This window comes from Niallia sp. NCCP-28 (genome assembly GCF_023168165.1).
Taxonomy (GTDB): domain Bacteria; phylum Bacillota; class Bacilli; order Bacillales; family Cytobacillaceae; genus Niallia.
Genome location: NZ_BQYJ01000006.1, coordinates 82,430 through 108,462, shown reverse-complemented (window position 1 = coordinate 108,462; position 26,033 = coordinate 82,430). Strand labels below are relative to the sequence as shown.

The following is a 26,033-nucleotide window of genomic DNA, read 5'->3' as shown; positions in this document are numbered from 1 at the left end:
GCCTTTATCTTTTTATATCTTCAGTCTTTCCTATCATTGCTGAAAGGATTTCTGTTTCTGTTGACATGGGGGTATCCCCAACAATGGTACATGCTAACATACCCGCCGCGGTGGCAAAACGGACTGTTTTCTCCGAGGAAAAACCAGCTAATTCGCCATGTAAAATCCCGCTCGTATAAGCATCTCCAGCACCAATTCTATCATATACGGAAAAAGAAATGTTCTCTGAAAATATAAATGCTCCATCTTTATACATGTATCCCTGTAAAGAATGGGTATTATCACTATTAACCTGCCGATGTGTTCCTGCAACTGTTTGAATAGCAAACTTTTCTGCGACTTTAGGAATTAAATCCTTCAGTTGTTCTAGTTTTGAGGCTTTTTTTGTCTCCATTCCTAAGATATACATCGCATCTTTTTCATTCATCATAACAATATCCGCTAATGCAAGCATGTCCTCATAATGGGATTTAGCTTTGGCATAGCCCCCGTCCCATAAGGATGGGCGATAGTTACAGTCAAAGCAAACAAGCCCGCCTTTTTCTTTTACTTTTTTGGCCAGTGTCTTCATGCTTGCGCGAACCTGCTCTGTCATGGCAAGTGTAATGCCGCAAAAATGAACGATATCTGCATTTTCTGCAATCAAATCATAATCATAATCAGAAATGCAAGCTGTATTAAAGCTGCTTTCTAGCCGATTAGTATAGGTAACACGGCTCGCTCGTTGTCCAAAGCCATTTTCTAAAAAATACATGCCAATATATTTGCCGCCTCTTGCAATAAAGTGACGTACAATTCCTAAGCGTTGTAAAAAAGAAATTGCGGCATCACCTAAAGGATTATCCGGTATTTTTGTAACAAGATATCCATCATGTCCAAGCTTTGTCATTGCAGAAGCAACGTTTACTCCCGTCCCTGAAAAAGAGTATTGTAATTTATTTGCTTGTGTCAGTAGTTCATACCCCTGCACCTGCAACCTCATCATGACTTCTCCAAATGCTACAATTTTTTTAGGCATATTTAACAGTCGAATCTTTTATGATGGCTAATAATTTTCTTACATCTTCCTCATTCGTTTTTCCAGTCTCTTTATTAATGATAGAGGAATAGACATGAGGAATAATTTTAGGCACATTTGCTTCCAAGGCAATTTCTAAAATTTTAGCAAAGTTATCTAAATCAATGCCGCCGGTTGGTTCTAAAGCAAACCCTTCTTCCCCACATGCTTCAGCCACTGCACGAAATTCCTCTTCATGGATTAGCCCTTTCATTGGGAAGTATTTCAATGCATTTCCCCCCATATCACGGACAAGTGCAATAGCCGCTTTTATTGGTACAATTGCCGTTTCTCCATTAGCACTAATAGGGCCAGTAGAAATATTTACATATCCAACCTTACCAGTTGGTGAAACAAGGGAGTTAATCCAACTCTCCTTTTCTCCTAAATTTGCCCTTGTAGCGCCAACTGCCGGGAAAACTTGATTAATATGACTGCCAGGATAATACTTCGCGATTTCTGCTACAACTGCAGCCTGCTTGTTATCTCCAGCGCCTAATCCGATGGAAACAGCCTCATCTATCGCTGCTCCATATTCCTTCATAGCCGTAACTGCAGCTTCTACTGTGGAATAGTCTTTTGAAAGCACACCAACTAGCACATGCCCCTCCGCAGCCTCAAAAACTTCCTTTGCATTTTCCATACTATTAGCCAAAACATTTAAAGCCACACGATTTTGGTAAAAGCGTTTTTCAATATTCATCATTTTTCTCCTCCTAAAATTTTCTTTACTCTAGCTTCAATTACATAGATGTCATCCCCTTGAAGCGGCCGCGGATCTATATCAAAGAAGCCTTGGCGGATTCCATAGTCCCTAGTATAGATAGCAATGTCTCCATTTCTTAACTTATCAACTACTTCTTTTGCTGTTGTTTTTGCAATGGCAGAATCTAGGTGAATACGAGCTCTATAAATGGCTCTTCCAGCTTCATCTTGTACAATCGTTACTTTTACGCCATCATATGAATCTAGTGATTTAAGGATTTCCAGACTGGCTTTTTCTTTTTCACTCGTGTCCTCTTTGACAAAATACTCCTCCAACGCCTGCAACAAGCCAAAGGTGGTTTCTTTTCCAACCTTCATGCTTCTGCCGATACCATGCAATTGCACTTTTAACCATTCGATATATTTTTGCTTTCCAGCCACAATCCCCGATGTTGGCCCTTCAATTGCTTTAGAGCCGCTATAAATGGCCAAATCAGAAATCTTCACATATTTTTTCAAATCCTCTTCAGCTGCCGCATCAACAATCAGGGGAATATGATTCGCTTGTGCAACTTCCCAAGCCTCTTCAACGGAAATCATATTCTTTTGAACAGCATGATGGGATTTTACAAATAATATAGCTGCCGTGTTTTCATTAATGACGTCAGCGATATGTCCTGCTTTGCCTTCATTAGCATAACCGACTTCCACTAGCTTTCCGCCGCCGAGAAAAACCATTGTTTCTACTGGTGCACCATATTGTACATTATGGCCTTTCAACATGATGATCTCGTTTTTTTGAATCGTTTCTTGATGTAATCTCTCACTTTTTCGGCGGTTTCCTTCTGTGACAATCGCTGCTATAGATAAGGCAATGCCACTTGATGCAGAGTTTACGACAACCGCCGCTTCGGATTGAACAAGAGCAGCAATATGCTCTCCTGCTTTGTCCACTAAATCAGAAATTTCCATATAATTTTGTCCGCCTATTTTCATGGCTTCCATCACCGTGTCTGTTGGAGCGGAAACTCCTAAAATACTCATTCTCCCGCTTGCATTGATAACTCTCTTCAAACCATATCTAGCATTCAATGTATTCTCCATTAATAACCACTCCTTTTACGACAATCCTTTGATCTGCTTTTCGCTTTTCCCCTTCAGAATCCAATAAATCAATCGCTTCATCCTCCACTGAAAATAATGTTAGATTTGCTAGATCTCCCGCTGAAATCCGTCCGAGTGCAGGTTTATTTAACCAACTCGCTGCATTGACAGTAACAGCTTCAATAACCTCTTTTAGGGAATAACCCAAATACAAAAATTTAGTTAGAACATTTGCCATACTGTAAACAGGTCCATACAGCCGGTTTTTCCGATAAATATCTGTACTGATCGTATTAAACCTTATACCGGATTCTTTCGCTTGTTCTGCGGTCTTGAAAGAAAAACTTGCATTGCCATGGCCCACATCTAAATGAACCCCACGTTTGATTGCATCTAGGAAGTTAGGGAGAGGCTTTCCACTCTTGTCAAATAAATTATTGGATTTTCCATTTAAATAGTGGGTAATAATATCATTTTCCTCTAATACATCCAAAACATCATTAATATTTGGAGGACCTGATCCAATATGAACCATTAAAGGTAAAGCGGTGCTCTCAGAAAATTTTCGGGCTATTTTTAATGGTTCTATCCCATTAGAACCAACCACGCTTTTACTAATCCTTGCTTTAAGGCCAATGATAAAATCTTTATTTTCCATTACTGCTTTTTTTAATTCTTCTTCATCTAACCAAGACAGGTTGGATAATTCATCGATTTGCTTTAATCCAATTCTTGAAACATTTAAGAAAGCGAATACATTTGTTTTAGACCTTTTAGTATGGATAGCCAAGTCGCATACTCGATCGGCCCCCGTACTTCCAGCATCAATAATGGTTGTTACCCCTGTTTTATAGCCTATCTCATCCATATCATCTCCATATGGATCAAATTCTGGAAAGGCATGTACATGCATATCAATCCATCCACTAGAAACATAAACTTTATTTTTAAAATTAATTATTTTCCCTCCAACCCCAGTACCTGGCGGAAAAATCCCAGCAATTTTTCTATTTTCTACAACAATATCTGCAGCTTTCCCATCTATCATTTTTACATTCTGCAGAACAAATCTGGTGGTCATTTCAATCATCCCTTTTGATAAGCCTTAAGCAATATAAGTGCAATAGTACTTGTACGCGGTTACATTCCCCTTTACAAAACTAGATTAACACTTATTTTCTGTTTAGTCAATATAACGTTATAATGTTTCTAATAAATGATGTACAGCAACATCATTTATTAGAACAAAATCCTACTCCCTTTGATCTTTAAGCATATGACCCGTATGGATGGGAAGGGAAGCATTGGAGATGCCAGCTATGACACAGGCAGCCTTCGTGGGGATTTAATAGCGCTATGCCAACATTTCGTTAAAAACTCTCAAACCTTTTCATCTGAATTTTTGAAAGGCTTTTTAAACGAAATGATCGAGAATCCAGAAATTGCCCATTTATCAGAAAAAGGGACTGTCTCAAACTTGCTAGTTATTGGAAAAATTATCGAAAGGGCCATCATACGCGGGGAAATCAAGCATGAAGTTAGTGACTTAGTAAAGCTGCTGCCTTTTGAAGTATTGCGTTACCATATTGTGTTTATGAAGGACAAGGTGGATGACCTATTTATCGAACAGTTAGTGGATCATGTTATGCTGCCAGCTATGGCAAAATGCAATAATGTGGAGGGCTAGAATAACAAAAGGCTGAACATACAGAAACATGGTCTTAGTTATAAAATAATCCCCATCTGGTTGACAGACGGGGATTATTTTATAACTATATGAAAACCAGCTCCCTATATTAAAAAGTTAGTGTTGCTTTAAAATAAAGCTTGATCAAATTAATGCTAGTAACCCTGATAAACGAACATAGAAAAGAGCGTGTTTTGAAAAAAGATTGATCAAAACACGCCCTTATCATTTTTAATTGGCACATTCTTTTATAAAAAGGTTTGATCATTTCCAATCTATGTTGCTTCACAATCGCGCCCTATTCTTGAACAAGTCAATACTTACTTTTTAGGCATAGTGTATGTCACAGAAAAACCACTGCTTTCTTCAATTCTCGTAAAAATTTCATTAAGAATTTCTAATGCTCTTTCGTTTGATTCATACTTACCTAAAACCTTACTCCAGCGATCCATAGCAGCACTACTGATTATCCCTTCTATTTTCTTTCCGTCTACTGTAATTTCTTTTGCGTTTATCAAACTTTTATCATCTTGTGTTGCAATCCATAGCATAAATAATCATCCTTTTGGTTTATATTTTTTCATTTACAAATACAACAATATGGCCCGTTTGCAGAACAAAGTAATACTTTACAAAGCAAATCTTTTTATCAAACTATTTTACAAATTATCAATCTTTATTATAAATGATCAGACTTTTTTATAAAATATCGGACTTTATTTTAAATCCACAGTTAGAGGGAAGGGAAATTCCAATTTTTTTGTAAAGCTTCTTTTATTTATCATAAGGTTCGTCGCGCTATAATTAAATGAGGTTTTCGTTATAACTTAAGTCATCAACGGATTGATTAACATGATTGACCATTAATTAATTGGTTAATTGAGTGGCAATCAAATTACCTTGATAGAACACTTCAATTATAAAAATGGAATTTAAACTTATTCCCCTGTTTCCCCAAGATATTCCTTCATACTAACCGCAAAGTGACTGTTCGGGAGATAGGCAATCTCTAGAGGTTTTCCGGATAAGTTTGCTTGGTAATAGCTTCTTGAAATGTTTAGGCTATAGACGTCGATGGCAAGATCGTTAAATTCCAATTCCATTAGAAATTGGGTGCCGTAGTCAGGGTCATCGAACTCCACCCCGATTGGGATCGCAACCAACTTTTCATACTGCTTATTTTCAAAAGCTTCTTTATCTTTATAGAGTAGTATGGAAGATTCCATAAAGGAATAGCTTGTTGTTAGCATCACAGCTGCAATGAATAAACAAAAAATCCTTGCCAACCAGTTTCTTGTACCGATAATTAATCCGATAAAAACAAGACCAAAGCAGAGACACATGCTTGCAGAACTGTAAGCACCAATCATTTCCGATATAATGAAATTTTCTTCGGCTAACTCAGATATGCCCCACAAAATGAGCGTTACAATTAAAAAACACATGCCGATGAATACGAATACGCCAGCAAGGGTTTCCCTCCTATTTTTACCTAGACAAATACGTCGATTTGACTTCTTTTTCTGCTCTAGCTTTATGGTCATTTGCTGCTCCCTTCTTCTAAAAGTAGTTTCGAAATTTATGATGAACAAAAAGATATCATATTCAGGCTGAACAGCGATCCAGCTGGCGAAAAAGGCTGACCTTGCCTTCTCCCCTTGAACGATGAAAATTTTCCTTTACTCATTTTTCCATTGCTGACGCCATTCTTCGACTTTAGCATTAATTTCCTTCGCCGCTTGCTCTCTTTCCGACACCTTGGTCTCATTTATTGCTTTGAAGTGCTTATTACGTAAATCATGCAGGGACTCAGCCAATTCCAGGACTTGTTTCTCCACATGATCGGTAATCAAATTCTCCTTATGCAAAAAATAGGCGGCATGTTTGATGCGATTCAATTCTGCATCGGAGGCAGTATATAAGGGATTATAAATCTGATTCATTCGCTCCATTGCCTTGGTCATTTGCTGCATCGTCACCCCTTGTGTCCAAACAAGCTCCCCAATCGTAGGCTGCCATTTTTTCGTAATTTGAACTCCGAGCTCAGCAGGATCCTCTACCGTCACATACTCTCCCCCGCCAGAATCGGCCACTTGTTTTAGTTGCTGCTGCCCTTCGTTATCTACATTGAACCCAATAATATTGACCTTTGCTTTAATACTTTGACTTTGAAGCTGTTGAGCTGCCGCGACGGGGTCTCCATCACATGTTTCCACTCCGTCACTCACCATATAAACCAGATTCGAGTAGTCGTCTGAAGGATAGGCTTGCAGAATTTCTCTCGCTTTATTGATCGCCCCAGCTAATGGGGTCCAGCCGCTCGCATGGAAAGAATTTAACGAGTTTGTGAAGTTTTCAGCTTGATAGACTGATAGCGGATACACCGATTCCACAGACGAACAGGATGTTATCTTATCCGAATCGGCTGATGATCCAACATGTCCATATGCAATCAATGCGACATGGGCGTCACCGGGAATTTGTTCTATGAATCTGGCAATCGCTGCTTTCGCTAGCTTCATTTTCGTTTGGCCGGCTATTTCCCCTTTCATACTGCCGCTTGCATCCAGTAACACCAAAACATTCATTTTCTTTTGTTTTGTGGTTACCTCATCCTCACCATTCGGCAATTCCGGCATCACGAACCCATGATCATATGCAACTAATTGCTCATAATAGCTTTTATAGTTTCCTGAACTAAGCATATAAACAAGAAAATCATATACCTGTTCACCGCTTAGGTTTTTATGTTGGGTAAAATAAGTTTTGAGTTCCTTCTCGGCAAGGGGATTGAACGTTTGCTCTAGAAAATCCCGGTATTGTTGACTGTCCCATCCTCCCAGCGTTTCCAACTGCTGGTCCATATGCGTTTCGACCAACACGCCAGCTTTTTGGTCAACCATTTCTTCCACTGTTTTTGCAGCAGGCGGAATCCTTGCCTCCACTGCTTCCTCGGTTGTCGTTATTTTAGCGGACTTTGTATCCTCCGTTTGCGTTTGATCCTTCGCACACGCTCCAATTACTACTAAGGATAGAACGCACACTAGTATTGCGCCCCTTTTAAAAAAATTCATCCCTTATCCTCCTTCTAGAAAAATACCATTATTTTCTATACGTTCTGGGATCCATTTGGTTTCTAAGGCTTTTGACACAATTAATAGCGAGATATTTAGATGCATATCCCTATCAATAAAGCCCTGCAAAATCCTAGCTGATACACAAAAGAGTTAGGAGAATTTCCACCCCTTTAGAAATGTCGCATTTTCAAGTGGAAAATATCAAATTTGCCTATCTTTTTTAGGAGGATGGTCTTGCGGTCAACATCATGTATACGGTTGATGACCCTAAGAAGCGAGCCGTTGGTTTTAAGCTTTCTGAGGGGATAGAGGTACAAAAGGAATTAGATAGGAAAGTTAAGTTTGCTAGGCAAAAATCTAAACTAGCTGGAACAAGTCCCGGCTCGTTTTTTGTAATGAAAGGAGAAGTTTAAAATAAGCAAAAGCGACAGCAGAGGAATTTAACCATTTTTTGTATTTGCTCAATCAGGGTTTTCTTCATTTAGAGAAGAAAATCCTGATTGAACAAAAAAATTACATTCGCTGTCAGAGCAAAAACATTATTAACTAGTGCACACGATTACATTTATTATTGATTTACTATTTTAGAGATTTAACCCACCATAAATTACTAAATGGATCCACGAAACCTGCCATGTGCCCGCCGTTTTCTTCTTCTATAACTTCCATAATAGAAGTCGCCCCTGCTTCTGTCGCTTTTTCATATGTTTCTTTAACGTTTTCGACATAAATAAACATTTGTATTGGAACTAGACCATCATTCTTTAAATCCCCGCATACACCTGGACCGCAGCTTCCATCATAAGATGTATCCGCAAAATAAATGATACTATCTCCTATTTTCATTTCTGCATGAACTACCCCCTCTGTACCTTCTAACTTATGAATAGTTACTACATCAGCCTGAAAAACCTTCTGAGTAAATTCAATAAATTGCGGTGCACTTAGTACCATGAAATAAGGAACAAGCGTTTGTTTCACTTCAAGATTATTCATTTCATCTCTCTCCTTTTATTAAAATTTGATCGGAGAACTTCAAACATTCACCTTACATATTTAATAGTACAATATTCGTGCAAATGATAATGTTATGCTATTATATATACTAATATTATTGATTCTAGTAAAAAAACCCGTCATCTACTTTAACTATGTTTTGTAAGGATACAGAAGGAGATTGGTGATGAAAGGTATTGAGATTGCAAGAAACTTAAATATAAGTACAAGTGCATTAAGGCATTATGAATCTTGGGGACTTATTCCTAAAGTTGAGAGAGCAAAAAATGGTTACCGCATCTATACAAAAGTACATGAAGCATATTTTCAGTGTATACGTTCATTGAATGCTGGTTTTGGCATGGATTTGGTTCGAAAGGTCATGCCCCTCATCCTCAATAGAAAAATACTTGATGCCTTATGGTTAATTAACAAGGCACAAGTTGACCTTCATACGGAAAAGGAAACTGTACAAAGAACAGTGGATATGCTTGATTTAAAAGAGTTAACCCCTATTCCAAATTATCGTCATAAAAATTCGTTTACGATTGGAGATGTAGCTCAAGAAGCGAATGTGTCTACTTCTGCGATTCGGCATTGGGAAAAGGAAGGGTTAATAAAGCCTGAACGTCACCAAGAGAGTGGTTTCCGTATATATAGCCCATCTGATATTCGAAAGGTACTTATCATTCGAACTGTTCAAAGAGTTGTTTACTCCTTAGATATTGTTCGTGAGGTCTTATCAGATTTGGATAAGAATAACGTTACTCAGGCTAAAGAAATGGCTCTTAAGTCTCTTCAATACATTGATTATGCACTAGTGGAGCAAGTAAAAGGCATTGCCTATTTGCACAATTTATTGGATGTTGTGTCAAACAAAGAAGGACAGGAAATATAATCCATTTGCGAAGTTGAACGTTGATTGTAATAGAATAGAAGGTGTCTTCCATTCACTAATCCGCATACCCCGTGCAGTGTAAGTATCATAATAAGGAGTATAGTTTTAAAATACGACACTTTTGCCATGAATGGAGGCATATTTTTCGGATCATTTTGTTCGTTAGACTATGCTAGTTTACTTACTACTATTATTCCATCTATTATTTCCATTAAATAATCCGCTTTAATTATCAATTGCCATTTAACATTTTAAAAAATTATACTACATATTCCGAATCCCCTTTAAAATTGGCTGATCATATACGGGCCAAGCTAAGGGATTCGTCACCAGTTAAGACGAAAATAGACTAATAAAAAAAAGGCTATTCTTGTTGAAAAATCAACTCGAATAGCCCTTTCTTTGTATAAAAATTAAAATGCTGGTATGGCCGTTTCACTATAATTTTTTTCTAAAAATTCACGTACCTCTGGACTTGTCATAGCCTTGGCCAATTTTTGAATTGGCTCAGAATCAACATTATCTTTGCGTGCTACTAATGTAATTGCAAAGTCGTTGTCAACCCCCTCTGTGAGAAGAGCATCATTTTTTGGCGTCAAACCAAGCGGTGCAGCATAAGCAGGTGTCATAACAACCGCATCTGCATCATCATACATTCTCGCCAGCATTAACAAATCTACTTCTTTGAACTGATAGTTTTTAGGATTATCGATAATATCAGCCTTTGTATAGTATGGACCCGTTTTTTTCTTTAAAGTAATGACTTTATGCTGCGCTAGCAAAGCCAATGATCGGTCAATATTTGAAACATCATTTGCGATAGCAATAACAGCACCTTCCGGCAATCGATCGATTGTATCATACTCTTTAGCATATACACCATAATTTGCAAAATAGATTGGTGTCACCGGTACAAGCTTGGCGTCATTGTTTCGATTAAATTCCTCCATATATGGAACATGTTGAAAGAAGTTTGCATCTACTTCTCCTGCTGCTAGTGCACTGTTAGGCTGCACATTATCACTTAACACAACCATTTCTAGGTTAATACCATCCTCTGCTAGCTTTGGTTTAACAAGCTCAAGGATTTCCGTCATTGGAGGAATAAGAGAAGCTACTTTCAATGTTACCTCTTCCTTCTCTTGATTCTGTGTATTTTCTTTCTCTGTTGCTTTATTCTCTTTACCACATCCTACTAAGAGCACCATAAGTGCTGTCATCAGAAAGAGTATTTTTTTCATGATGTTTCCCTCCATTATTTATCTTTTATCAATCATTCTGGATACAGCTGTTCCGGTAAATTGGACGAGCTGTACTAGGATAACCATAATGATAATCATATAGATCATTAGCTCTGTTTGAAACTGTTGATAGCCGTACCTGATGGCAAAGTCACCGATACCCCCGCCTCCGACCACTCCCATGATCGTTGAATAGGAAATAAAGCTGATAATCGATGTTGTTAGTCCGAGGACAAGCCCAGAGCGTGCCTCCACGTAAAGAAATTTAAACATGACATCCTTTACAGAAGCTCCCATGGAAATCGCTGCCTCTATCACACCCCTTGGCACGTCCAATAGGGATTGCTCGACCAATCGGGAATAATGGGCAATGGCAATAATCGATAATGGAACTGTTGCAGCTGCTGTACCAATGGCTGTGCCAAGCATAAGTCTTGTAAATGGGATTAAAAAAACAACTAATAATAAAAATGGGAAAGAACGAATAATATTGACCAATAAATTTAAAATCGAAAAAGCCCATGGATTCTCAAGCAACTGGCCCTTCCTGCAAAAAAACAGCAAGGTTCCGACAGGCAATCCGATAACAATCGCAGCTAAAATGGACACGCCAACCATTGCCATGGTTTCTCCAATTGACTGCCAAATTTCCGCCTCATATTGAACTAAAACCTCAGGCATAACCTCGCCCACCATTCTCTACTAATTGTTCGATAAAGTATTCTGGACGATTATCGATTTTTTGAATCCCATTTGGTTCGATTGAGACCGTATCATAGATCTCTCCATCTGCCATGATCGTTACACGATTGCATATACTTTTAATGACGTCCATCTCATGACTAACAATGACAATCGTCACACCAAAACGTTTATTAATATTCCCTAGCACATCTAATATTTCAGCCGTTGTATTGGGATCAAGAGAAGAGGTTGGTTCATCGCATAACAAAACTTGCGGATTATTTGCCAATGCCCTTGCAATGGCAACACGCTGCTTTTGTCCCCCGCTTAATTGTGCAGGATATTTCTTCTTCTCATTCTCCAATCCGACAAATTGAAGACACTCCACAATACGGCTCCGACGCTCTTTCTTTGGGTAATTTGCCAGCTCTAAAGAAACAGCCACATTGTCATAAACTGTTTTATTTGCCACAAGGTTAAAATGCTGAAAGATCATGCCAATCGACTTCCGTGCCTTTCGAATTGTTTTATTGTTCAATGTTGTCAGTCTTTGGCCGTTTACTTCCACTTCGCCCGCATCGGGGGTCTCCAACAAATTCATTAGCCGCAGCAAGGTTGATTTCCCAGCTCCACTTGCTCCAATGACTCCATGAATTTCCCCTTTATGTATGGTTAACGTAACAGACTTAATCACCTGAAAATTTGAAAACTTTTTACTCACTTGATGCAGGTTAATCATAATCCTTTCCCTTCCTATTTATTAAATCGCTCTCTGTTATAGCTTAATCACAGAAACACAGCTAAGAAACTATTTTACCAACTAATGAGGGCAAATTGCAAAGACACAAATTAACAATTAAAAGCTTCCAACCCTATTAAACTCCCTCTTTCTATTAAAAAAACCAAAGACAACAATGTATCTTTGGCCTTTCTTCTAGCACTCTTAGATAGGGGTGATTATTTACATGTTGGCATAAGTTCATTTACCACTTAAACCATTTGTGGTTTCAGGCGCGCAATACTTACGCCATCCTGCTTAAATTACTTACCGTAAATGTTATTCCCTAACATTTCAAGTGTATCAAAAATTCGAACACCGTAATCCATAAAGTCATCATACGTTACTTCATAAACGCGCCCTTCTTTAATCGCACTTACATCTTTAAGAAGAGGTTCATTTAAAATACTCTTAACAGCATTTGCATCTAAAGCTGCATTACGGTCTGCCTTTATATAGACAATTACATCTGGGTTTGAACTTATAATTGTTTCTAATGACGGGTCAGCGCCATTACCTTCAACAGCTGGTACAAGATTTAACTTTGTTAATAAATCTTTTTGTAATCCCTCTGATACACCAAAAATAGAAAATGTTGATTTCGAAGAATCATAGCCTACGATAGGAAGCAATGATAATTTTTTCTCTCCTTTTTTCGTGTCTACTTTTTCTACGATAGCATCATAACGATCTTGTAGCTCTTTCGCATATTCCTCTGCACGATCATTTACATCGAAAATTTTCCCTAATGTTAATACATCATCGATAACTGCTGTTAATGGTGGGTTTTCCCCTATGTTACTTGCAGATTGTGTAAATACATTAATTCCTAAATCATTAAATGTTGATACAGAACCCATACTGTCATCAGTAAACACCATGGAGCGCCCAACTACTAAGTCAGGTGTTTCTCCGACAATAATCTCTTTGGACATCGTCATTTTATCTCCAAGATTTTTAAGATCAGCAACATCGTCTGCGAATTGACCAGTTACAGCATTATCTGGTTTCGTAATCCCAACAATTTTATCCTTTAAGCCAAGCTGTAATAACATCTCAATGGAAGAAAGATTATTCGTAACGACACGTTCAGGTGCTTTTTCAAAGGTTTGTGTATATTTATTTCCTTCAAAATCACGAATTTCAATTTCTAATGGATATTTTGTGTGATTTCCCTCTGTATCCTTTGCTTCTTTGCTTTCCGTTTCTTTCGCTTTTCCTGCTGTTTTCTCTCCAGTTGTACCACAAGCTGCCATAAGGCTTACTGCTGCAAGAATTGCAGCAAATAGAAGTAAAAATCGTCTTTTCATTCTGTTCTCTCCCTTATTATTTTTCATTAGGTTGGTAATAACTAATGGATAAATGATTTGTTCGTGGATCTTTAAATACTTCACAATCCACTTCATAGATTTCTTTTAATATCTCTTTTGTAATCACCTCTTCCGGCTTACCGTCATAAACAATTTCTCCTGCTTTTATAAAATAGATATAGTCACAAAATTGCGCGGCTAACGAAATATCATGCAAAGCAGATAAAACATTTACTCCTAGTTTTTTGATAATATGTAAAATATCAAGTTGATACTTTATATCTAAGTGGTTACTTGGTTCATCAAGAATCATAAGTGAGGGACTTTGCACAATTGCTCTTGCTAGTGCAACCCGTTGCTTTTCTCCACCTGAAAGCAAGGAGATTTTTCTATTTTTAAAGTCTAATAGACCTGTTTTCCTTAATGCTTCCTCCACAATGTGATAATCTGATCCACTTTCCTTTTCTAGTGCCTTCAAATGAGGAGTTCTTCCCATTAGAACAACTTCCTGCACCGTAAAATCAAAGCTATTACTTTGAAACTGGGAAACTACCGACATATTTTGTGCAATTTGCTTAGTCGGTATGTCCTCAAGCTTTGACTGATCCAGATAAATGGTTCCATTAGATGGCTTCAATACTCGGTAGGCTGCCTTCAATAAGGTAGACTTTCCACTTCCATTTGGACCGAGCAAGGCGACAAAGGAATTATTTAACACATTTAAATCAATCCCTTTTATAATTTTCCTGGCTCCCAAATTAATCTCAATATTCTCTATTTTTAAATCCATAAAAATCCCCTTACATTAATTTGAAAAGCTATAATTTTTTCGAATCATAATATAAGCAAAAAATGGGGCACCAACGAGAGCTGTAAATATCCCAATAGGCAATTCGATATTATGCAGAATAGTTCGAGCTAAAACATCTACAGCCACTAGGAAAATACCACCTACTAAAACGGAAACAAGAACAAGTCTTCGATGATCCGGGCCAATCAAGGCTCTAGCTATATGCGGAATAATCAAACCGACAAAACCAATAATGCCACAAGCAGAAACTAAAATACCCGTTAATAGTGCAATAATCACAATGTAAAACTTTCGATAAAAATTAAGGCGAATACCAAGTGTAATCGCTATTTCATCTCCCTGCAGCATCGTATTTAATGTACGATATTGCGTAAGAAAAAAGACAAAACAAACACTGACAGCTATGGATGGTAAGAAAAGACTTTCCCATTTTGCCGCTGATAGAGAGCCCATCGTCCAGTATGTAATCCTTGTAATGGTGTTATCTGATCCTGAAACCGCAATGATAAAATTTGCAATGGCTGTGCAGCCAGCATTTATGATGGTTCCCGATAAGATTAATTTGGTTGTTGTAATACTACTCTTAAATGAAGCTAAAAATAACACAGCAATAGCTGCACTTAATGCCCCAAGAAAAGCAACAACAGCTAAACCTAATCCACTAAATAGCCCAAGGATACCGCTTCCCAAAATAATGAAAAAGGTTGCTCCTAAATATCCACCAGCAGATATCCCTAGCAAATATGGATCGGCAAGCGGATTTTGTACAATTGCCTGCATCACCACTCCGCACAGAGCTAATCCTGCTCCAATAACAAGACCCATAATAACGCGGGGAAGTCTTATCTTCCAGATGACGCCAGAAAATGTTTCATTTACTGTCGGCTCCAAGTTAAATATCTTTTCAATGAATATTGTAAAGGTTTGTGTGAACGGTATTTTTAATGTTCCAACACTTACAGCTATAATAATCATTAATATGAGTGTAATAATCAGCCCCACTATTAGTAAGGGAAAGCGAGTCTTTTCTATCTTCATTTCCAACCACCTTAGCTATCACTCCTATGATAACAGCCCCTATTATCATTCTTATGACTAGATTCTTTGTGTTTTCACTCTATTAATTAGAGTATTCCTTCCAAAATAATAGAGAATATATTATGATTATAGTTGATAATGGTTATCATTATCAATACTTTTTTGTATTTTTTTATAATCTTCAAAATACGAATATCTAAAGAAGGTGGGGAAAATTATATGATTCAATTTCGTAATGAGAAAATTGCCAACTATGAGGTATGTATCATCTTACCCTCAGGTTACGACCAAACCAAAAAATACCGAACCCTCTATATGCATGATGGCGGAGAAACTGCCATGCAAGCTGTAAACTATATCGATCATTTAATTCTTTCAGGTCAAATTGAACCACTTATCGTTATTGGAATTAAACCCATTGATCGCAATAATGATTATACACCGTGGGAAGCACCATCACTTGTACCACATGGTTCCATCTTTGGAGGACAAGCGCACGTTTATTTACATACTGTTGTAACCAAAATCAAGCCATATATAGATGCTCATTATGCTACGAACCCTGAGCCTTCCCATACAGCTATTTCCGGCTGCTCATTTGGAGGACTTGTTTCCATTTTCGCCTCCTACTATTATCCAGAGGTATTCCATCAATATATCTTATTATCTGCTTCCTTTTGGTACGAGGATGTTCTTCGCTATCTTCAAGGGGAAAAGATTGAACGGCAAGGAAATACCTATGTCAAACCAACTGTAAATCGTCAAGATCATCAGCTCTATTTATATGTTGGAGAATTAGAGGGAATTTATAAAGAAACGACTCAACAGCATATGGTTGCTTACACAAAGAAGGCCCATCTTGCATTGATCAAGGAAGGCTACTTGGAATCGAATCTCTTATTTGAGTTAGATCCAGAAGGAACTCATGATGACCTATTCTTTTCTAACTACTTCATTCAGTCACTTCGTTGGTTATTTGGCATAGAAAATAAAAACAAAACGATGGATCGTTAATTAGCCTTAAACAATTGCACCACAATAATCCCCAAGAATGGTGATTTCCCTTCAGTCTTGGGGACTACTTTTTTAAAGGCCTTTATCTATTGGCGAATCGAAAGGCCCTGCTCATAATGGTGGGCACTACAGAAGCATGATTTTCATCCATCGCTACATACAGCTCTATTGCTAATTCCTTTAATGATTGTCTATTCAGCATGGCATATAGGCGCTTTGCATCCTCTACCATAAACCTTTCTTCACTTCCAACAGTGATCAATAGCCTTTGTTCGATATAATGATTGTGATCCGCATACAGCAAAACCTCATGATCGTTCCACCAGATGGAAGGACTTGATGCCACATATGTTTGAAAAAGCTTTGGTTGAGTAAAAAGCGCCCAGAGTACAAACAAACCACCTAACGAGTGGCCAAATAATGTTTGCCTTTCTACATCTACAGGATATTTTTTAGAAATTACTGGCATTAACTCTTGCTCGATAAAGGCAAAAAACTTCTCCGCACCACCATGCATACCAAGATCTGCACCTTTCAATCGCTCTGGGTATAAATATTGCTCTGCTGGCGGTGTAAAATCATAAAATCTGCGCTTTCCCCCCTCTTCCTCCACTCCTGTATGGCCAATTCCAATCACAATCGCCTGCGAAACCAATGTTTTTGGTGCATTTTTCGATTGTAATTTTACAACATCACGTCCAAATTGGAAGTAAGCATTACCATCTAATAGATAATAAACCGGAAATCCCCTTTCCGGTGGCTCCCCTTCTGGTAAAAACACTTTAATATCATAGGCCCCCCCCATAATGTGTGACTCCAACACCCAGCATTCTGTATCATTTAGCTGTACTTTACTAACCATCGCTCATTCCTCCATCCATCTATCAATCAATATCAAACAACACGTACCCTTTTATCTAATTAATACTTCTGATACATAATAAAAATGATTATCATTCTCATTTTATTTCATAAAAGGCAACTGAGCAATATTATATTTTATAAAATATTGGAGAGGACTCACTGCTAGATTCAAAGATTCCCTAGGATTTAACTTCATTGAGGAATTCGGAGAAGAGAGTAATGAACAGATAATGGAGGATTTGAATCTAGCAATAGCTCCTAATGAAGAGATAAAATTGGCCCACCTTCTCAGGGAGCGTCAAATGATTCGTAACTTTGACTCACATCCAATTTCACAGCAGCTTATTACTGAACTACGCCAAGTATCTATACTATCCATTACCTGGGATTGAAAAGAATCATTATGCCGCTTTCTCATTATTTCAAACAAAGAGGGAAAGGAACAAACTCATTATAATTAACTCTTCTTGCTTGTTTCCAAGAAAGAAGCAAGAAGGAATATATGTATAAGGGCCATCTGAACCTCATTTTCTTAGGATACGGTTTACCGTAATCTATCCACTTACGGAGAAAAAAATAATACAAGATATGCCTAGCAGAGAAAATTTTTATGCCTATTCATTGATAGAAGCTTCTTTATTTAAATGAGTTTGAGCGTATGAAAAGAAGAATTAGTAGAAATATATGGGGAACCATAATAGCCAGTGAATAAAGACAAAATGAAAAGACATGATTTCCGCACTATACAGAATTCATGCCTTGCAAACTGTCTAATCTATAATCTATTTAACTTTTTAGGACCTCTTTCTTTAGTAGACAGCCCTTCTACTTATTTATTTTTACGTTAACTGAAAGTTCTTTATTTCCCTCTGTTTCCTGTGTATTATCTGCTATATTTAAGCCAACCACTCCTAAAATAATGAGGATAATGGAACAAATTTTAAAGAAAGAAATATTTTCTTTAAAAAAGAATAACCCAATGATAGCTATTGTTGCAGTTCCTACACCTGACCATATCGCATACGCTGTACTTATATCAATTTTTTTAAGTGACAGTGTTACGAAAGATAAACTCAATCCATAGAAAACAAAAATAGCTATGGAGGGAAGCAACTTTGTAAAACCTTCCGAAAGCTTCATGGAAGTTGTTCCAATAATTTCAGCAAATATACCTAGAATCAAGTAAAACCAACTCATATTTTTCCTGCTCCTTCACGTAGGTTAAGCAAACAAAAGAAACGAATAAAATTTATTTTATTCGTTTCTGACACTTTAAAAAATGGGTTAATAAGGACGATCTCCCGCTATCGTTACACGTTCTGCCAAACGCTCGTATGGATAATAATCTGATACAGCATAATGCTGAGTAGCGCGATTATCCCAAAAAGCAATCGAATTAGGTTCCCAATGAAAACGAACCTGATACTCAGGTATATGTGTTTGTCGAAATAAAAATTGCAGCAGTTCTTCACTCTCCTTCTCGTCAAGCCCAATAATCCTTGTAGTAAAAGAAGGATTCACAAAAAGAAGTTTCCTTCCTGTTTCAGGATGCGTCCGAACAATTGGATGGGTAACCGCTGAAAACTCCTTTTGCCACTTCAAAAGCTCTTCAGGACTCATCAAATGACTAAATGATGGCGTAAAATCATGAAGCGCCTGCAATGTGTCGATTCGTTCTTTTATTGTGTCCGGCAGATTATCGTATGCAGCTCCCATATCTGCCCAAAGAGTATCCCCTCCTACTGGCGGGACTTTCATTAAACGAAGGATAGCGGCCTTTGCCGGTTGTTCACGAAATGATACATCCGAATGCCATATATTTTCAAAGCCTTTTTGGACTTTATTTCTGTTAAACTGAATTACTTCCTTTGCTCGGCCTGTCGGTGCATTATAAAATGGATGAACCTCTAACTCTCCAAAGTTTTTTGCAAAGGCTATCTGCTGCTCTGAGGTAATCGCTTGATTTCTGAAAAAAATCACCTTCCATTCAAGCAATGCTTCGTTTAATTCTTCTCTTAATGGTGTTGAGAGCGGTTTGGATAGGTCCACTCCTTCAATTTCCGCACCAATAATAGGGTTTAGCGGCTTCACTTTAAAAAATGAAAAAGTTTGGTTTTCCTTATCTACTCTACGTCGAAGTATTCTCGGACCTTCCTTATCCTCACGATTATTAAAATGTACAGGACGTGGATAATTATGTAATTCATTTGCCATTGGTCTCATCCTCTCAATTTGTTTTAATTGTAGCAATCAGATAGTTTCTTAATTCTTGAAATTCTTTATAATTAAAATCAATGGCTGTCGGATTATGCCTTTTTAAGGGATTGGCTATATCGATAGCTATTCTTCCGGGATTTGGCTTCATGACTAAAATCCTTGTCCCTAGAAGCATGGCTTCCTCCACATCATGCGTAATAAAGAAAATCGTTTTCTTCGTTTCACTCCATAATGACAATAAGTGGTGCTGCATATTTTCTTTTGTTAAAGCATCTAGAGCACTAAATGGTTCATCCATTAAAACCGCTTTGGGATCAGCCGCTAATGTCCTTGCTATAGCAGCTCTTTGCTTCATCCCTCCAGATAGCTGATGAGGGAGTAAATCCCCTACCGTTTCAAGCTGCACCAGCTGTAAATAATGGTCAACTTGCTTTTTTCTTTCTTCCTTTGAGTAGCCTTTCATCTTTAGACCGAATCCAACATTCTCTTTTATTTTCATCCATGGAAACAAATTGTGATGCTGAAAGACAACCCCTACATCACTAGTTGGTTTAGAATAACTTTTTCCTTCAATCTTCACTTCTCCAGTAGTTGGTCTTTGAAAGCCCGCAAGAATATTTAATAGCGAGGACTTCCCGCATCCTGATGGACCAAGAACACACACAAACTCATTGCTGTGCAAGTGAAGGTCAATATCTTGAAGAACGGCTTGCTGCTTCCGCGAATATTGCAGGAAAATGTTTTTTACTTCAATTATTTTTTGCCTTTGCTCCTGATCAAACTCTTTATCTTTAAACTGCAAAGTAGTTGTGATTGCCATATCTTTAATCATCCTTTTCCATTCAATGATAAAAATTTGAAAGCAGCGCTTTTTCGAAAGTTGCCTTATCAGGAGCACTAGTAATAGACTGTTGCTCTACCAAAAAATCTGCTGTGTCTTTTAATGTTTCAGCAAGTGGTCCATCAAAATACTCTTTTTGTTTGGAGGAATCAAGCCAAACGATTTGTTTCATTGTTTTCAAGCTTTCTTCAGGTGATAAGCCTAATTCTTTTGAAAGAAGTTCAGCAGATTTTTCAGGATTTCCATGATAATACTTAACCGCTTCATCAAGAACACTGATATATTCTTTTACAATATCAGGGTATTTCTCTGCAAAATCTGAACGGACAATTCCTACTTCAGCAGTGATAACTCCTTTTTCTGCAAGTTTTCCTGAATTAACAATCACCTTGCCATTGTCTGCAAGAAGCTTTGATTGCATCGGCTGCCAAATATAAGCGCCATTAATATCTCCCCGTTGCCATGCTGCAAAAATATCAGGTGGCTGCATATCTAAAATTTTAATTTTTTCTTTTACTGGATCGATTCCCTCCTCTTTTAAAGCGCCCAATAAACTAAAATGTGAGGTGGAACTAAATGTAGTAGCAATTGTTTTACCTTTTAAATCCTTTAACGACGCAATACCAGAGTTGCCTTTCACAACAAGCGCTTCACTTTCACCAATGACATCGTGCAAGTAATAAATTTTGTAAGGCAATTTACTTGCTACTCCTATTGCAGCAGGAGGAGTGCCAACAAGTCCAAAGTCAATGCTTCCGCTTGCAATGGCATTATTAACATCACGACCTGCTTCAAATTTTACCCATTCAATTTTGGTGTCTGGATACTTCTTTTCCAAGAGCCCTAAGGCTTTTGCAACTAACTCTCCATTAGGTGAGACCTGATATCCAAGAACAATTTTTTCCGGTATTTTAGAATTATTAGCTTGTGTCCCGCTCGCTTTTTCAGCTGCATTATCTTGATTTCCACAAGCAGCGGTAATCAACAATACAAGCAAGGTGATTAATAGTAAGAGTTTTTTTTGAATTAATGTCTTCATCGAAGTTCATTCCTCTATTCTTTATTTTTTATTTACCTACCCAGGAGAAGCGGCGTGCCTGATAGAAACGAAGTAATCCATCTAGTACAATAGCAATGATCCCCATCAAAATAATGCCGACAAAGACAATATCACTTCTTAAATACCGGCTCGCATCTAGTACCATCCATCCAATTCCGTTGGTTGCAGCCACCATTTCAGCAGCTACCAATGTTGCATAGGTAACACCGATCGATGTACGTAAACCAGTAAGAATGTCAGGATAGCAAGAGGGCAGGATAATGAACCAGAATAATTTTAGTTTATTAGCGCCAAGTGAAAGCGAGGCGTTAATTTGATCAGCCGGCAATTTTTCGACCGATGCTGCTGTCGCGATAAATAAAGGCGCAAACCCACTTAAAAATAACAAGGCAATTTTAGATTCATTGTCAATCCCCAGCCATAAAACAAGCAGTGCATAATAAGCAAGGGGAGGAAGTGGACGGTAAAATTCAATAATCGGTGCAAAAACGGCCCGTATATGTTGGGAATATCCACATAGAATTCCTAATGGGACAGCCGTTACAAAGACAAAAAACAGGGCTGTAAATAGACGGTACATGCTGTTAGCTATATGCGTTAAAAGAGATGCACCTTTATAACCTTCTGCTATCAAAACCAGAAAAGAAGACCAAACAGCTTGCGGTTTTGGTATGAAGTAAGGGTCTACCCATTCCAATTTTGTAACAATAGTCCAAATGATGAATAGAACGATTACACTCCCAATAGAGATACCTCTTAATCTCATATTCTTACTTTTTACAAACGAAAGCTTTTCCATTTTAACCTCCTTAAAAACAAATAAAGGAGGCTCCCTCTCATAGATTAGTTATGAGTAGGGAGCCTCCAGTTTACCGGTCAGCTCAGTATTCCGATTGAATTACTTAGAATAGATTAGCACAGTATGAAAAACGAGTCAATAATGATATCTGAATTATTTTTATTTTCTTATTTGGATGGACTTTAACTATCACTCCATTGGTTTAGCGAAGAAAGCGTTAACTCATACTCACGAATAATGTCCTTTCTTGGTTTTCCGTTCAGATATAGTTGCACCATTTGTTGTTTAAATTCTACGGCGAAAGTTCGGCATGCTTTTTTTGGTCATGGTAGATTCTCCTCTGATTGTCTTATTCGTATTCTGCTTGACCTTAAAATATCTGTCCCTGTCCAACCAAGCGGAAAACATCCATTTATTACTAGATAATAGTTTATATAATTTTATGAGTTTTATATCATGGAATGAAATTATAGATATAGTCTTGAACAACTCCACTGCTTAAAATATATATTTAGGTGTATCTAATTCTTTCACTAGTAGGGGGAAGGTGCCACCTTTCCTTATCACCTAATCAATAGATTATCTAGCATAGTCAACTAGTAGTTACTTGAAGATAAAAAGTTTTTTACATATACTTAGTTTAGACAAACAACAAACAAAGAAGAATACAAAACTACTTTATTTTTAAAATTTAAGATGCACAGAGGTTTCGCCATATCGGATAAAAATTGGAGGGTTGAAAATGAAAAAGATAGTAATAACAGGTGGTAGTGGTCTACTTGGTTCAGCAGTCATAAAGGAATTTTTGGAACATGGTTATAAAGTTGTTAATGCAGATATCAAGTATCCAAAAGAAACACTTTGTAAAACAGTTATAACAGACTTAACAAATCTTGGGGAGGTATATGGGGTATTAGCAGGTGCTGATGCAGTTGTCCATCTTGCCGCTATTCCAGTTGCATACTCACATCCAAACGAAGTGACCTTTCAAAATAATGTGATGTCTACTTATAACATTTTAGAAGCTGCAGGGAATTTAGGGATTAAAAAAGCTGTAATATCTTCCAGTGAGTCGTCATATGGTATTTGTTTTTCAAAACAAAATTTAAAACCACAATATGTACCAATAGATGAGGATCACCCACAGTTGCCGGAAGAAAGCTATGGTTTATCCAAGATTGTAAATGAGAAAACAGCTGATATGATTCACCGTAGAACGGGGATGCAGGTAGTATCATTTAGATTGGGAAACGTCATTTCTCCTAAAATGTATAAGAATTTCCCTGAATTTATCTATAATCCTGAACAGCGAAAAACCATATTGTGGAGTTATATTGATACGCGAGATGCGGCCACTGCTTATCGATTAGCTATTGAGACAGAGGGACTTGGTTCTGTTGCCCTTAATATTGGGGCGGATGAAACAAGTATGGCTATTGAGAGTAAACAACTAATGGGAATATGCTTTCCAGATGTAAAAAATTTTAGAAAAGACTTATCAGGCTTTGATCCCCTGTTAAACAATGAAAAGGCTAAGAAACTACTAAATTGGAAGCCTATTCATAAGTGGAGAAATTATGTAAACCTATAATTCTAAGCTCTAACTATTAATATAAAAAGAGATAAATAAAGTGAAGTAGTGGATAAAATGACACTGCATTACGTTTATATCAATTTTTATTAAACGCAGATTTTTCTCCTGTATTAACCTTAAATATTCTAAAATATTTTTTCGCTTTTTTCATATTTAAAACTCCCAACGACGTATAGAATCATAAAAGATAGGCTTATCCAATATAAGGAATCTATCTTTTAATGAATTTTTATTGAATAGCAAAAAGAGGTTATGCATGATATAATCCTCTTTTTGCTTGGATTGTAATGTCTATTTCCATCTCTCCAATTTATGAAGGCTTTTTACAAACATTCCTGCCAAAAACTTCGGAAAACCCATTTCAATGCATTTATCTTTTACAAATTGTTTCATTTCATCGACAGAAATGTCCTTTTGCATAAATTCTCCTTCTTGATAGCAATGCTTACAGTACATAGAACTTTTATCTAAATTTTTTTCCGTACCTCGATCTTCCATTTTTTTTAATGGCATAGCACAGCTTTGGCATTTTTTATATTCTTTCATATCTATTACCTCACCATATACTTTCATTAAGTTTCTAATGTTTTATAGATTTTTTTAACTCTTTTTAGTTGAGGAGCTGTTAGATATTTTTCTCTTTTTCGTAACACATTCAAAAATTCCTCTTTATTTTCATCAGTTACGGCTAAAAGCGTGCTTTCCGAGTGCTGAGGAATTTCCTTTGACCTGCAATTCTCGAGGTGATGGAGTAAGAATGGAAAGGAAAAATCACCTCATTATTTTCCTTCCTGATGGCTGCTAGCTTCGCAAGCGTGAGGACACCTTTATCAATGGTAATGACCGAACCAATTTTCATAGCACTTTTTAATATGTCAAGATGAGCCATGATGGTTTCTGATGCTACGTCAGCAATGGTTGCTAATGCCATCATTCCCCCCCAGACCAAACGGTTATTGCGGCTTTTTAGCAGCTCTATAAAAGTTAGTGCATACTTACTTATGAGTTCTGGTTTAACTTGTCCAATTTCGTACGCCACTTTCAGACAATCGTATTGAATCTTTTTATCTTTGCTAGATAGGTTTTCTATTATTTCTTCTATACCAGCATGATTTTCTTCATTAGCTAACTCATGTGCCAGCTCAATATTTGGCACTTCATCATTTCGACTTAGTTGAGAAGCTAATTGGTTTAATACTGACATGATAATCCCTCATTTATCAAATTGAATTCTCGTACATACATTATCACATGTAATCAGACACCAGTATGTCGTATATATTAATATTTATCACAAATTTTCTGTGCTCTTTCTTTTATAATTTTCCTAATATGTTGTGGCTCAAGCACTTCAATCTGATCCCCTAGACCTAAGATTATACGATAAACCCATTCATCCTCTGGCAATGTTTCAGTCAAATAAATCCACCCGTCATCTCTAAATTCCAAATCATCAAATTCAAAATAATCTTCTAACTCATTTAAAGCATGTTGAGTAAACTTCATACTCACAGAGACCATTTCACGATTATGCTGATAAAAGTTATACTCCCTAGCATATTCTCTTTGTTCTATATCTTGATTTGTGAGTTTTATGTTTCGCATTCTTCCTAATTTAAACAGGCGATATTCATTTCTTAATTTACAAAAAGAATACACATACCATTTATTCACCTTTAGAATCAAGGTAATGGGCTCAATTTCTCTTTCTGTACAGCTTCCATTTATATCTATATATTGAAAAATAATCGCTTTATTTGATTCAATCGATTTTTTGATGGTATTTACTTTTTCTGTTCTTTTTTCAGTTGGCCCCCACCCACCGAAATCTAACAAAACGGATGACTGCTGTTTAATAGTATCATTTGCTTTTATGGAGGTAAGCTTTTCGATAATTTGTTTTAACTGTTTATCATCATAGGTTTTATATACACCGTTTAATGCAGTAAGCAGTAAGTCATGTTCTACCTCATTAAATAGACCCGTACGGATTTTGTATTCCTCCAGAATTCCATAGCCGCCATTTGATCCTTTATAGGAAACAATGGGGATTCCAGCCATGTTGATGGAATCGATATCTCTTTGAATCGTCCGAACAGAGACCTCGAACTCTTCTGCAAGTTCTTTTGCTGTTATTCTATTTTTATTTAATAACTTGATGATCATCGCAAGTAATCGTTCTATCTTCATGTTTTACAGCTCCAGTGAAATATAATTGATTATGTTCCTATAGCTGATTTAATATCTTTTCCCGTTTA

At 37.1% G+C, this 26,033-nt stretch carries 27 protein-coding genes and 1 pseudogene; 5 read left to right on the top strand and 23 right to left on the bottom strand.

Features of this window, described 5'->3' with window-relative positions; translation table 11 throughout:
- Positions 1-4 precede the first annotated feature (4 nt).
- The 4 genes from NCCP28_RS16785 to NCCP28_RS16770 are packed head-to-tail and all read right to left on the bottom strand — an operon-like array spanning position 5 to position 3,947.
- Positions 5-1,018 carry a sugar kinase gene (locus NCCP28_RS16785; protein WP_248562578.1) on the bottom strand — a complete coding sequence of 338 codons (1,014 nt, stop codon included), beginning with the start codon at positions 1,016-1,018 and terminating at the stop codon, positions 5-7.
- Positions 1,011-1,763, bottom strand: a complete 753-nt coding sequence (gene dagF / locus NCCP28_RS16780) for a 2-dehydro-3-deoxy-phosphogluconate aldolase (protein ID WP_248562577.1) — start codon at positions 1,761-1,763, stop codon at positions 1,011-1,013. Before dagF ends, NCCP28_RS16785 begins: the two co-directional genes overlap by 8 nt.
- Positions 1,760-2,866, bottom strand: a complete 1,107-nt coding sequence (locus NCCP28_RS16775) for a DgaE family pyridoxal phosphate-dependent ammonia lyase (protein WP_248562576.1) — start codon at positions 2,864-2,866, stop codon at positions 1,760-1,762. The genes dagF and NCCP28_RS16775 overlap by 4 nt, the downstream gene beginning before the upstream one ends.
- Positions 2,844-3,947, bottom strand: a complete 1,104-nt coding sequence (locus tag NCCP28_RS16770; protein ID WP_248562575.1) for an amidohydrolase/deacetylase family metallohydrolase — start codon at positions 3,945-3,947, stop codon at positions 2,844-2,846. Before NCCP28_RS16770 ends, NCCP28_RS16775 begins: the two co-directional genes overlap by 23 nt.
- 204 nt (positions 3,948-4,151) lie before the next feature.
- On the opposite strand from NCCP28_RS16770, the gene NCCP28_RS16765 reads away from it, so the two are divergent.
- On the top strand, positions 4,152-4,553 hold the full coding sequence (locus tag NCCP28_RS16765) for a TetR-like C-terminal domain-containing protein (protein WP_248562574.1): 402 nt from the start codon (positions 4,152-4,154) through the stop codon (positions 4,551-4,553).
- 320 nt (positions 4,554-4,873) lie between these two features.
- On the opposite strand, the gene NCCP28_RS16760 is transcribed toward NCCP28_RS16765, so the two are convergent.
- The 3 genes from NCCP28_RS16760 to NCCP28_RS16750 form a co-directional block, all read right to left on the bottom strand.
- Positions 4,874-5,104, bottom strand: a complete 231-nt coding sequence (locus NCCP28_RS16760; RefSeq protein ID WP_248562573.1) for a hypothetical protein — start codon at positions 5,102-5,104, stop codon at positions 4,874-4,876.
- A 387-nt stretch (positions 5,105-5,491) separates the two neighbouring features.
- On the bottom strand, positions 5,492-6,097 hold the full coding sequence (locus NCCP28_RS16755; protein ID WP_248562572.1) for a hypothetical protein: 606 nt from the start codon (positions 6,095-6,097) through the stop codon (positions 5,492-5,494).
- Positions 6,098-6,232: 135 nt separating this feature from the next.
- On the bottom strand, positions 6,233-7,627 hold the full coding sequence (locus NCCP28_RS16750; protein ID WP_248562571.1) for a vWA domain-containing protein: 1,395 nt from the start codon (positions 7,625-7,627) through the stop codon (positions 6,233-6,235).
- Between the two features lie 170 nt (positions 7,628-7,797).
- On the opposite strand from NCCP28_RS16750, the pseudogene NCCP28_RS23735 reads away from it, so the two are divergent.
- Positions 7,798-8,043: pseudogene (locus tag NCCP28_RS23735) on the top strand (phage tail protein); the annotation flags it as partial.
- Between the two features lie 166 nt (positions 8,044-8,209).
- Here the strand turns inward: NCCP28_RS23735 and NCCP28_RS16745 are convergent.
- The gene (locus tag NCCP28_RS16745) at positions 8,210-8,626 is read right to left on the bottom strand and encodes a VOC family protein (RefSeq protein WP_248562570.1); all 417 of its coding nucleotides are present in this window, start codon (positions 8,624-8,626) and stop codon (positions 8,210-8,212) included.
- Positions 8,627-8,813: 187 nt separating this feature from the next.
- Between NCCP28_RS16745 and NCCP28_RS16740 the strand changes: the two genes are divergently transcribed.
- Positions 8,814-9,524 carry a MerR family transcriptional regulator gene (locus NCCP28_RS16740; protein WP_248562569.1) on the top strand — a complete coding sequence of 237 codons (711 nt, stop codon included), beginning with the start codon at positions 8,814-8,816 and terminating at the stop codon, positions 9,522-9,524.
- Positions 9,525-9,937: 413 nt separating this feature from the next.
- On the opposite strand, the gene NCCP28_RS16735 is transcribed toward NCCP28_RS16740, so the two are convergent.
- From NCCP28_RS16735 to NCCP28_RS16710, 6 genes are all read right to left on the bottom strand, one after another.
- Positions 9,938-10,765 (bottom strand): MetQ/NlpA family ABC transporter substrate-binding protein, encoded by an 828-nt coding sequence (locus tag NCCP28_RS16735; protein WP_248562568.1) that lies wholly within the window; start codon positions 10,763-10,765, stop codon positions 9,938-9,940.
- An 18-nt stretch (positions 10,766-10,783) separates the two neighbouring features.
- Positions 10,784-11,446, bottom strand: coding sequence for a methionine ABC transporter permease (locus NCCP28_RS16730; protein ID WP_248562567.1), 663 nt, complete (start codon positions 11,444-11,446; stop codon positions 10,784-10,786).
- Complete coding sequence (locus NCCP28_RS16725) at positions 11,439-12,188, bottom strand: methionine ABC transporter ATP-binding protein (protein ID WP_248562566.1); 750 nt, start codon at positions 12,186-12,188, stop codon at positions 11,439-11,441. Before NCCP28_RS16725 ends, NCCP28_RS16730 begins: the two co-directional genes overlap by 8 nt.
- A gap of 302 nt (positions 12,189-12,490) precedes the next feature.
- Positions 12,491-13,537 carry an ABC transporter substrate-binding protein gene (locus NCCP28_RS16720; protein WP_248562565.1) on the bottom strand — a complete coding sequence of 349 codons (1,047 nt, stop codon included), beginning with the start codon at positions 13,535-13,537 and terminating at the stop codon, positions 12,491-12,493.
- 16 nt (positions 13,538-13,553) lie between these two features.
- On the bottom strand, positions 13,554-14,327 hold the full coding sequence (locus NCCP28_RS16715; RefSeq protein WP_248562564.1) for an ABC transporter ATP-binding protein: 774 nt from the start codon (positions 14,325-14,327) through the stop codon (positions 13,554-13,556).
- Positions 14,328-14,342: 15 nt separating this feature from the next.
- On the bottom strand, positions 14,343-15,386 hold the full coding sequence (locus tag NCCP28_RS16710; RefSeq protein WP_248562563.1) for a FecCD family ABC transporter permease: 1,044 nt from the start codon (positions 15,384-15,386) through the stop codon (positions 14,343-14,345).
- A gap of 219 nt (positions 15,387-15,605) precedes the next feature.
- Between NCCP28_RS16710 and NCCP28_RS16705 the strand changes: the two genes are divergently transcribed.
- Positions 15,606-16,400: an alpha/beta hydrolase gene (locus NCCP28_RS16705; protein WP_248562562.1), complete on the top strand. Its 795-nt coding sequence runs from the start codon at positions 15,606-15,608 to the stop codon at positions 16,398-16,400.
- 82 nt (positions 16,401-16,482) lie between these two features.
- Here NCCP28_RS16705 and NCCP28_RS16700 read toward each other — a convergent pair whose 3' ends face one another.
- The 6 genes from NCCP28_RS16700 to NCCP28_RS16675 all read right to left on the bottom strand — a co-directional run bounded on the left by NCCP28_RS16700 (position 16,483) and on the right by NCCP28_RS16675 (position 22,148).
- Positions 16,483-17,262, bottom strand: coding sequence for an alpha/beta hydrolase (locus NCCP28_RS16700; protein WP_248562561.1), 780 nt, complete (start codon positions 17,260-17,262; stop codon positions 16,483-16,485).
- Between the two features lie 827 nt (positions 17,263-18,089).
- Positions 18,090-18,461 carry a DMT family transporter gene (locus NCCP28_RS16695; RefSeq protein WP_248562560.1) on the bottom strand — a complete coding sequence of 124 codons (372 nt, stop codon included), beginning with the start codon at positions 18,459-18,461 and terminating at the stop codon, positions 18,090-18,092.
- Positions 18,462-18,548: 87 nt separating this feature from the next.
- On the bottom strand, positions 18,549-19,478 hold the full coding sequence (locus NCCP28_RS16690; RefSeq protein ID WP_248562559.1) for a TauD/TfdA dioxygenase family protein: 930 nt from the start codon (positions 19,476-19,478) through the stop codon (positions 18,549-18,551).
- A gap of 13 nt (positions 19,479-19,491) precedes the next feature.
- On the bottom strand, positions 19,492-20,313 hold the full coding sequence (locus NCCP28_RS16685) for an ABC transporter ATP-binding protein (protein ID WP_375709422.1): 822 nt from the start codon (positions 20,311-20,313) through the stop codon (positions 19,492-19,494).
- A 10-nt stretch (positions 20,314-20,323) separates the two neighbouring features.
- Positions 20,324-21,361 (bottom strand): taurine ABC transporter substrate-binding protein, encoded by a 1,038-nt coding sequence (locus NCCP28_RS16680; RefSeq protein ID WP_248562557.1) that lies wholly within the window; start codon positions 21,359-21,361, stop codon positions 20,324-20,326.
- A 28-nt stretch (positions 21,362-21,389) separates the two neighbouring features.
- The gene (locus NCCP28_RS16675) at positions 21,390-22,148 is read right to left on the bottom strand and encodes an ABC transporter permease subunit (protein WP_248562556.1); all 759 of its coding nucleotides are present in this window, start codon (positions 22,146-22,148) and stop codon (positions 21,390-21,392) included.
- A gap of 775 nt (positions 22,149-22,923) precedes the next feature.
- Between NCCP28_RS16675 and NCCP28_RS16665 the strand changes: the two genes are divergently transcribed.
- Positions 22,924-23,772: an NAD-dependent epimerase/dehydratase family protein gene (locus NCCP28_RS16665; protein WP_248562555.1), complete on the top strand. Its 849-nt coding sequence runs from the start codon at positions 22,924-22,926 to the stop codon at positions 23,770-23,772.
- Between the two features lie 294 nt (positions 23,773-24,066).
- Here NCCP28_RS16665 and NCCP28_RS16660 read toward each other — a convergent pair whose 3' ends face one another.
- The 3 genes from NCCP28_RS16660 to NCCP28_RS16650 all read right to left on the bottom strand — a co-directional run bounded on the left by NCCP28_RS16660 (position 24,067) and on the right by NCCP28_RS16650 (position 25,965).
- The gene (locus NCCP28_RS16660; RefSeq protein WP_248562554.1) at positions 24,067-24,321 is read right to left on the bottom strand and encodes a zinc ribbon domain-containing protein; all 255 of its coding nucleotides are present in this window, start codon (positions 24,319-24,321) and stop codon (positions 24,067-24,069) included.
- A gap of 142 nt (positions 24,322-24,463) precedes the next feature.
- Positions 24,464-24,979: a hypothetical protein gene (locus NCCP28_RS16655; protein ID WP_248562553.1), complete on the bottom strand. Its 516-nt coding sequence runs from the start codon at positions 24,977-24,979 to the stop codon at positions 24,464-24,466.
- Positions 24,980-25,056: 77 nt separating this feature from the next.
- Positions 25,057-25,965, bottom strand: coding sequence for a helix-turn-helix transcriptional regulator (locus NCCP28_RS16650; protein WP_248562552.1), 909 nt, complete (start codon positions 25,963-25,965; stop codon positions 25,057-25,059).
- Positions 25,966-26,033: the final 68 nt, after the last annotated feature.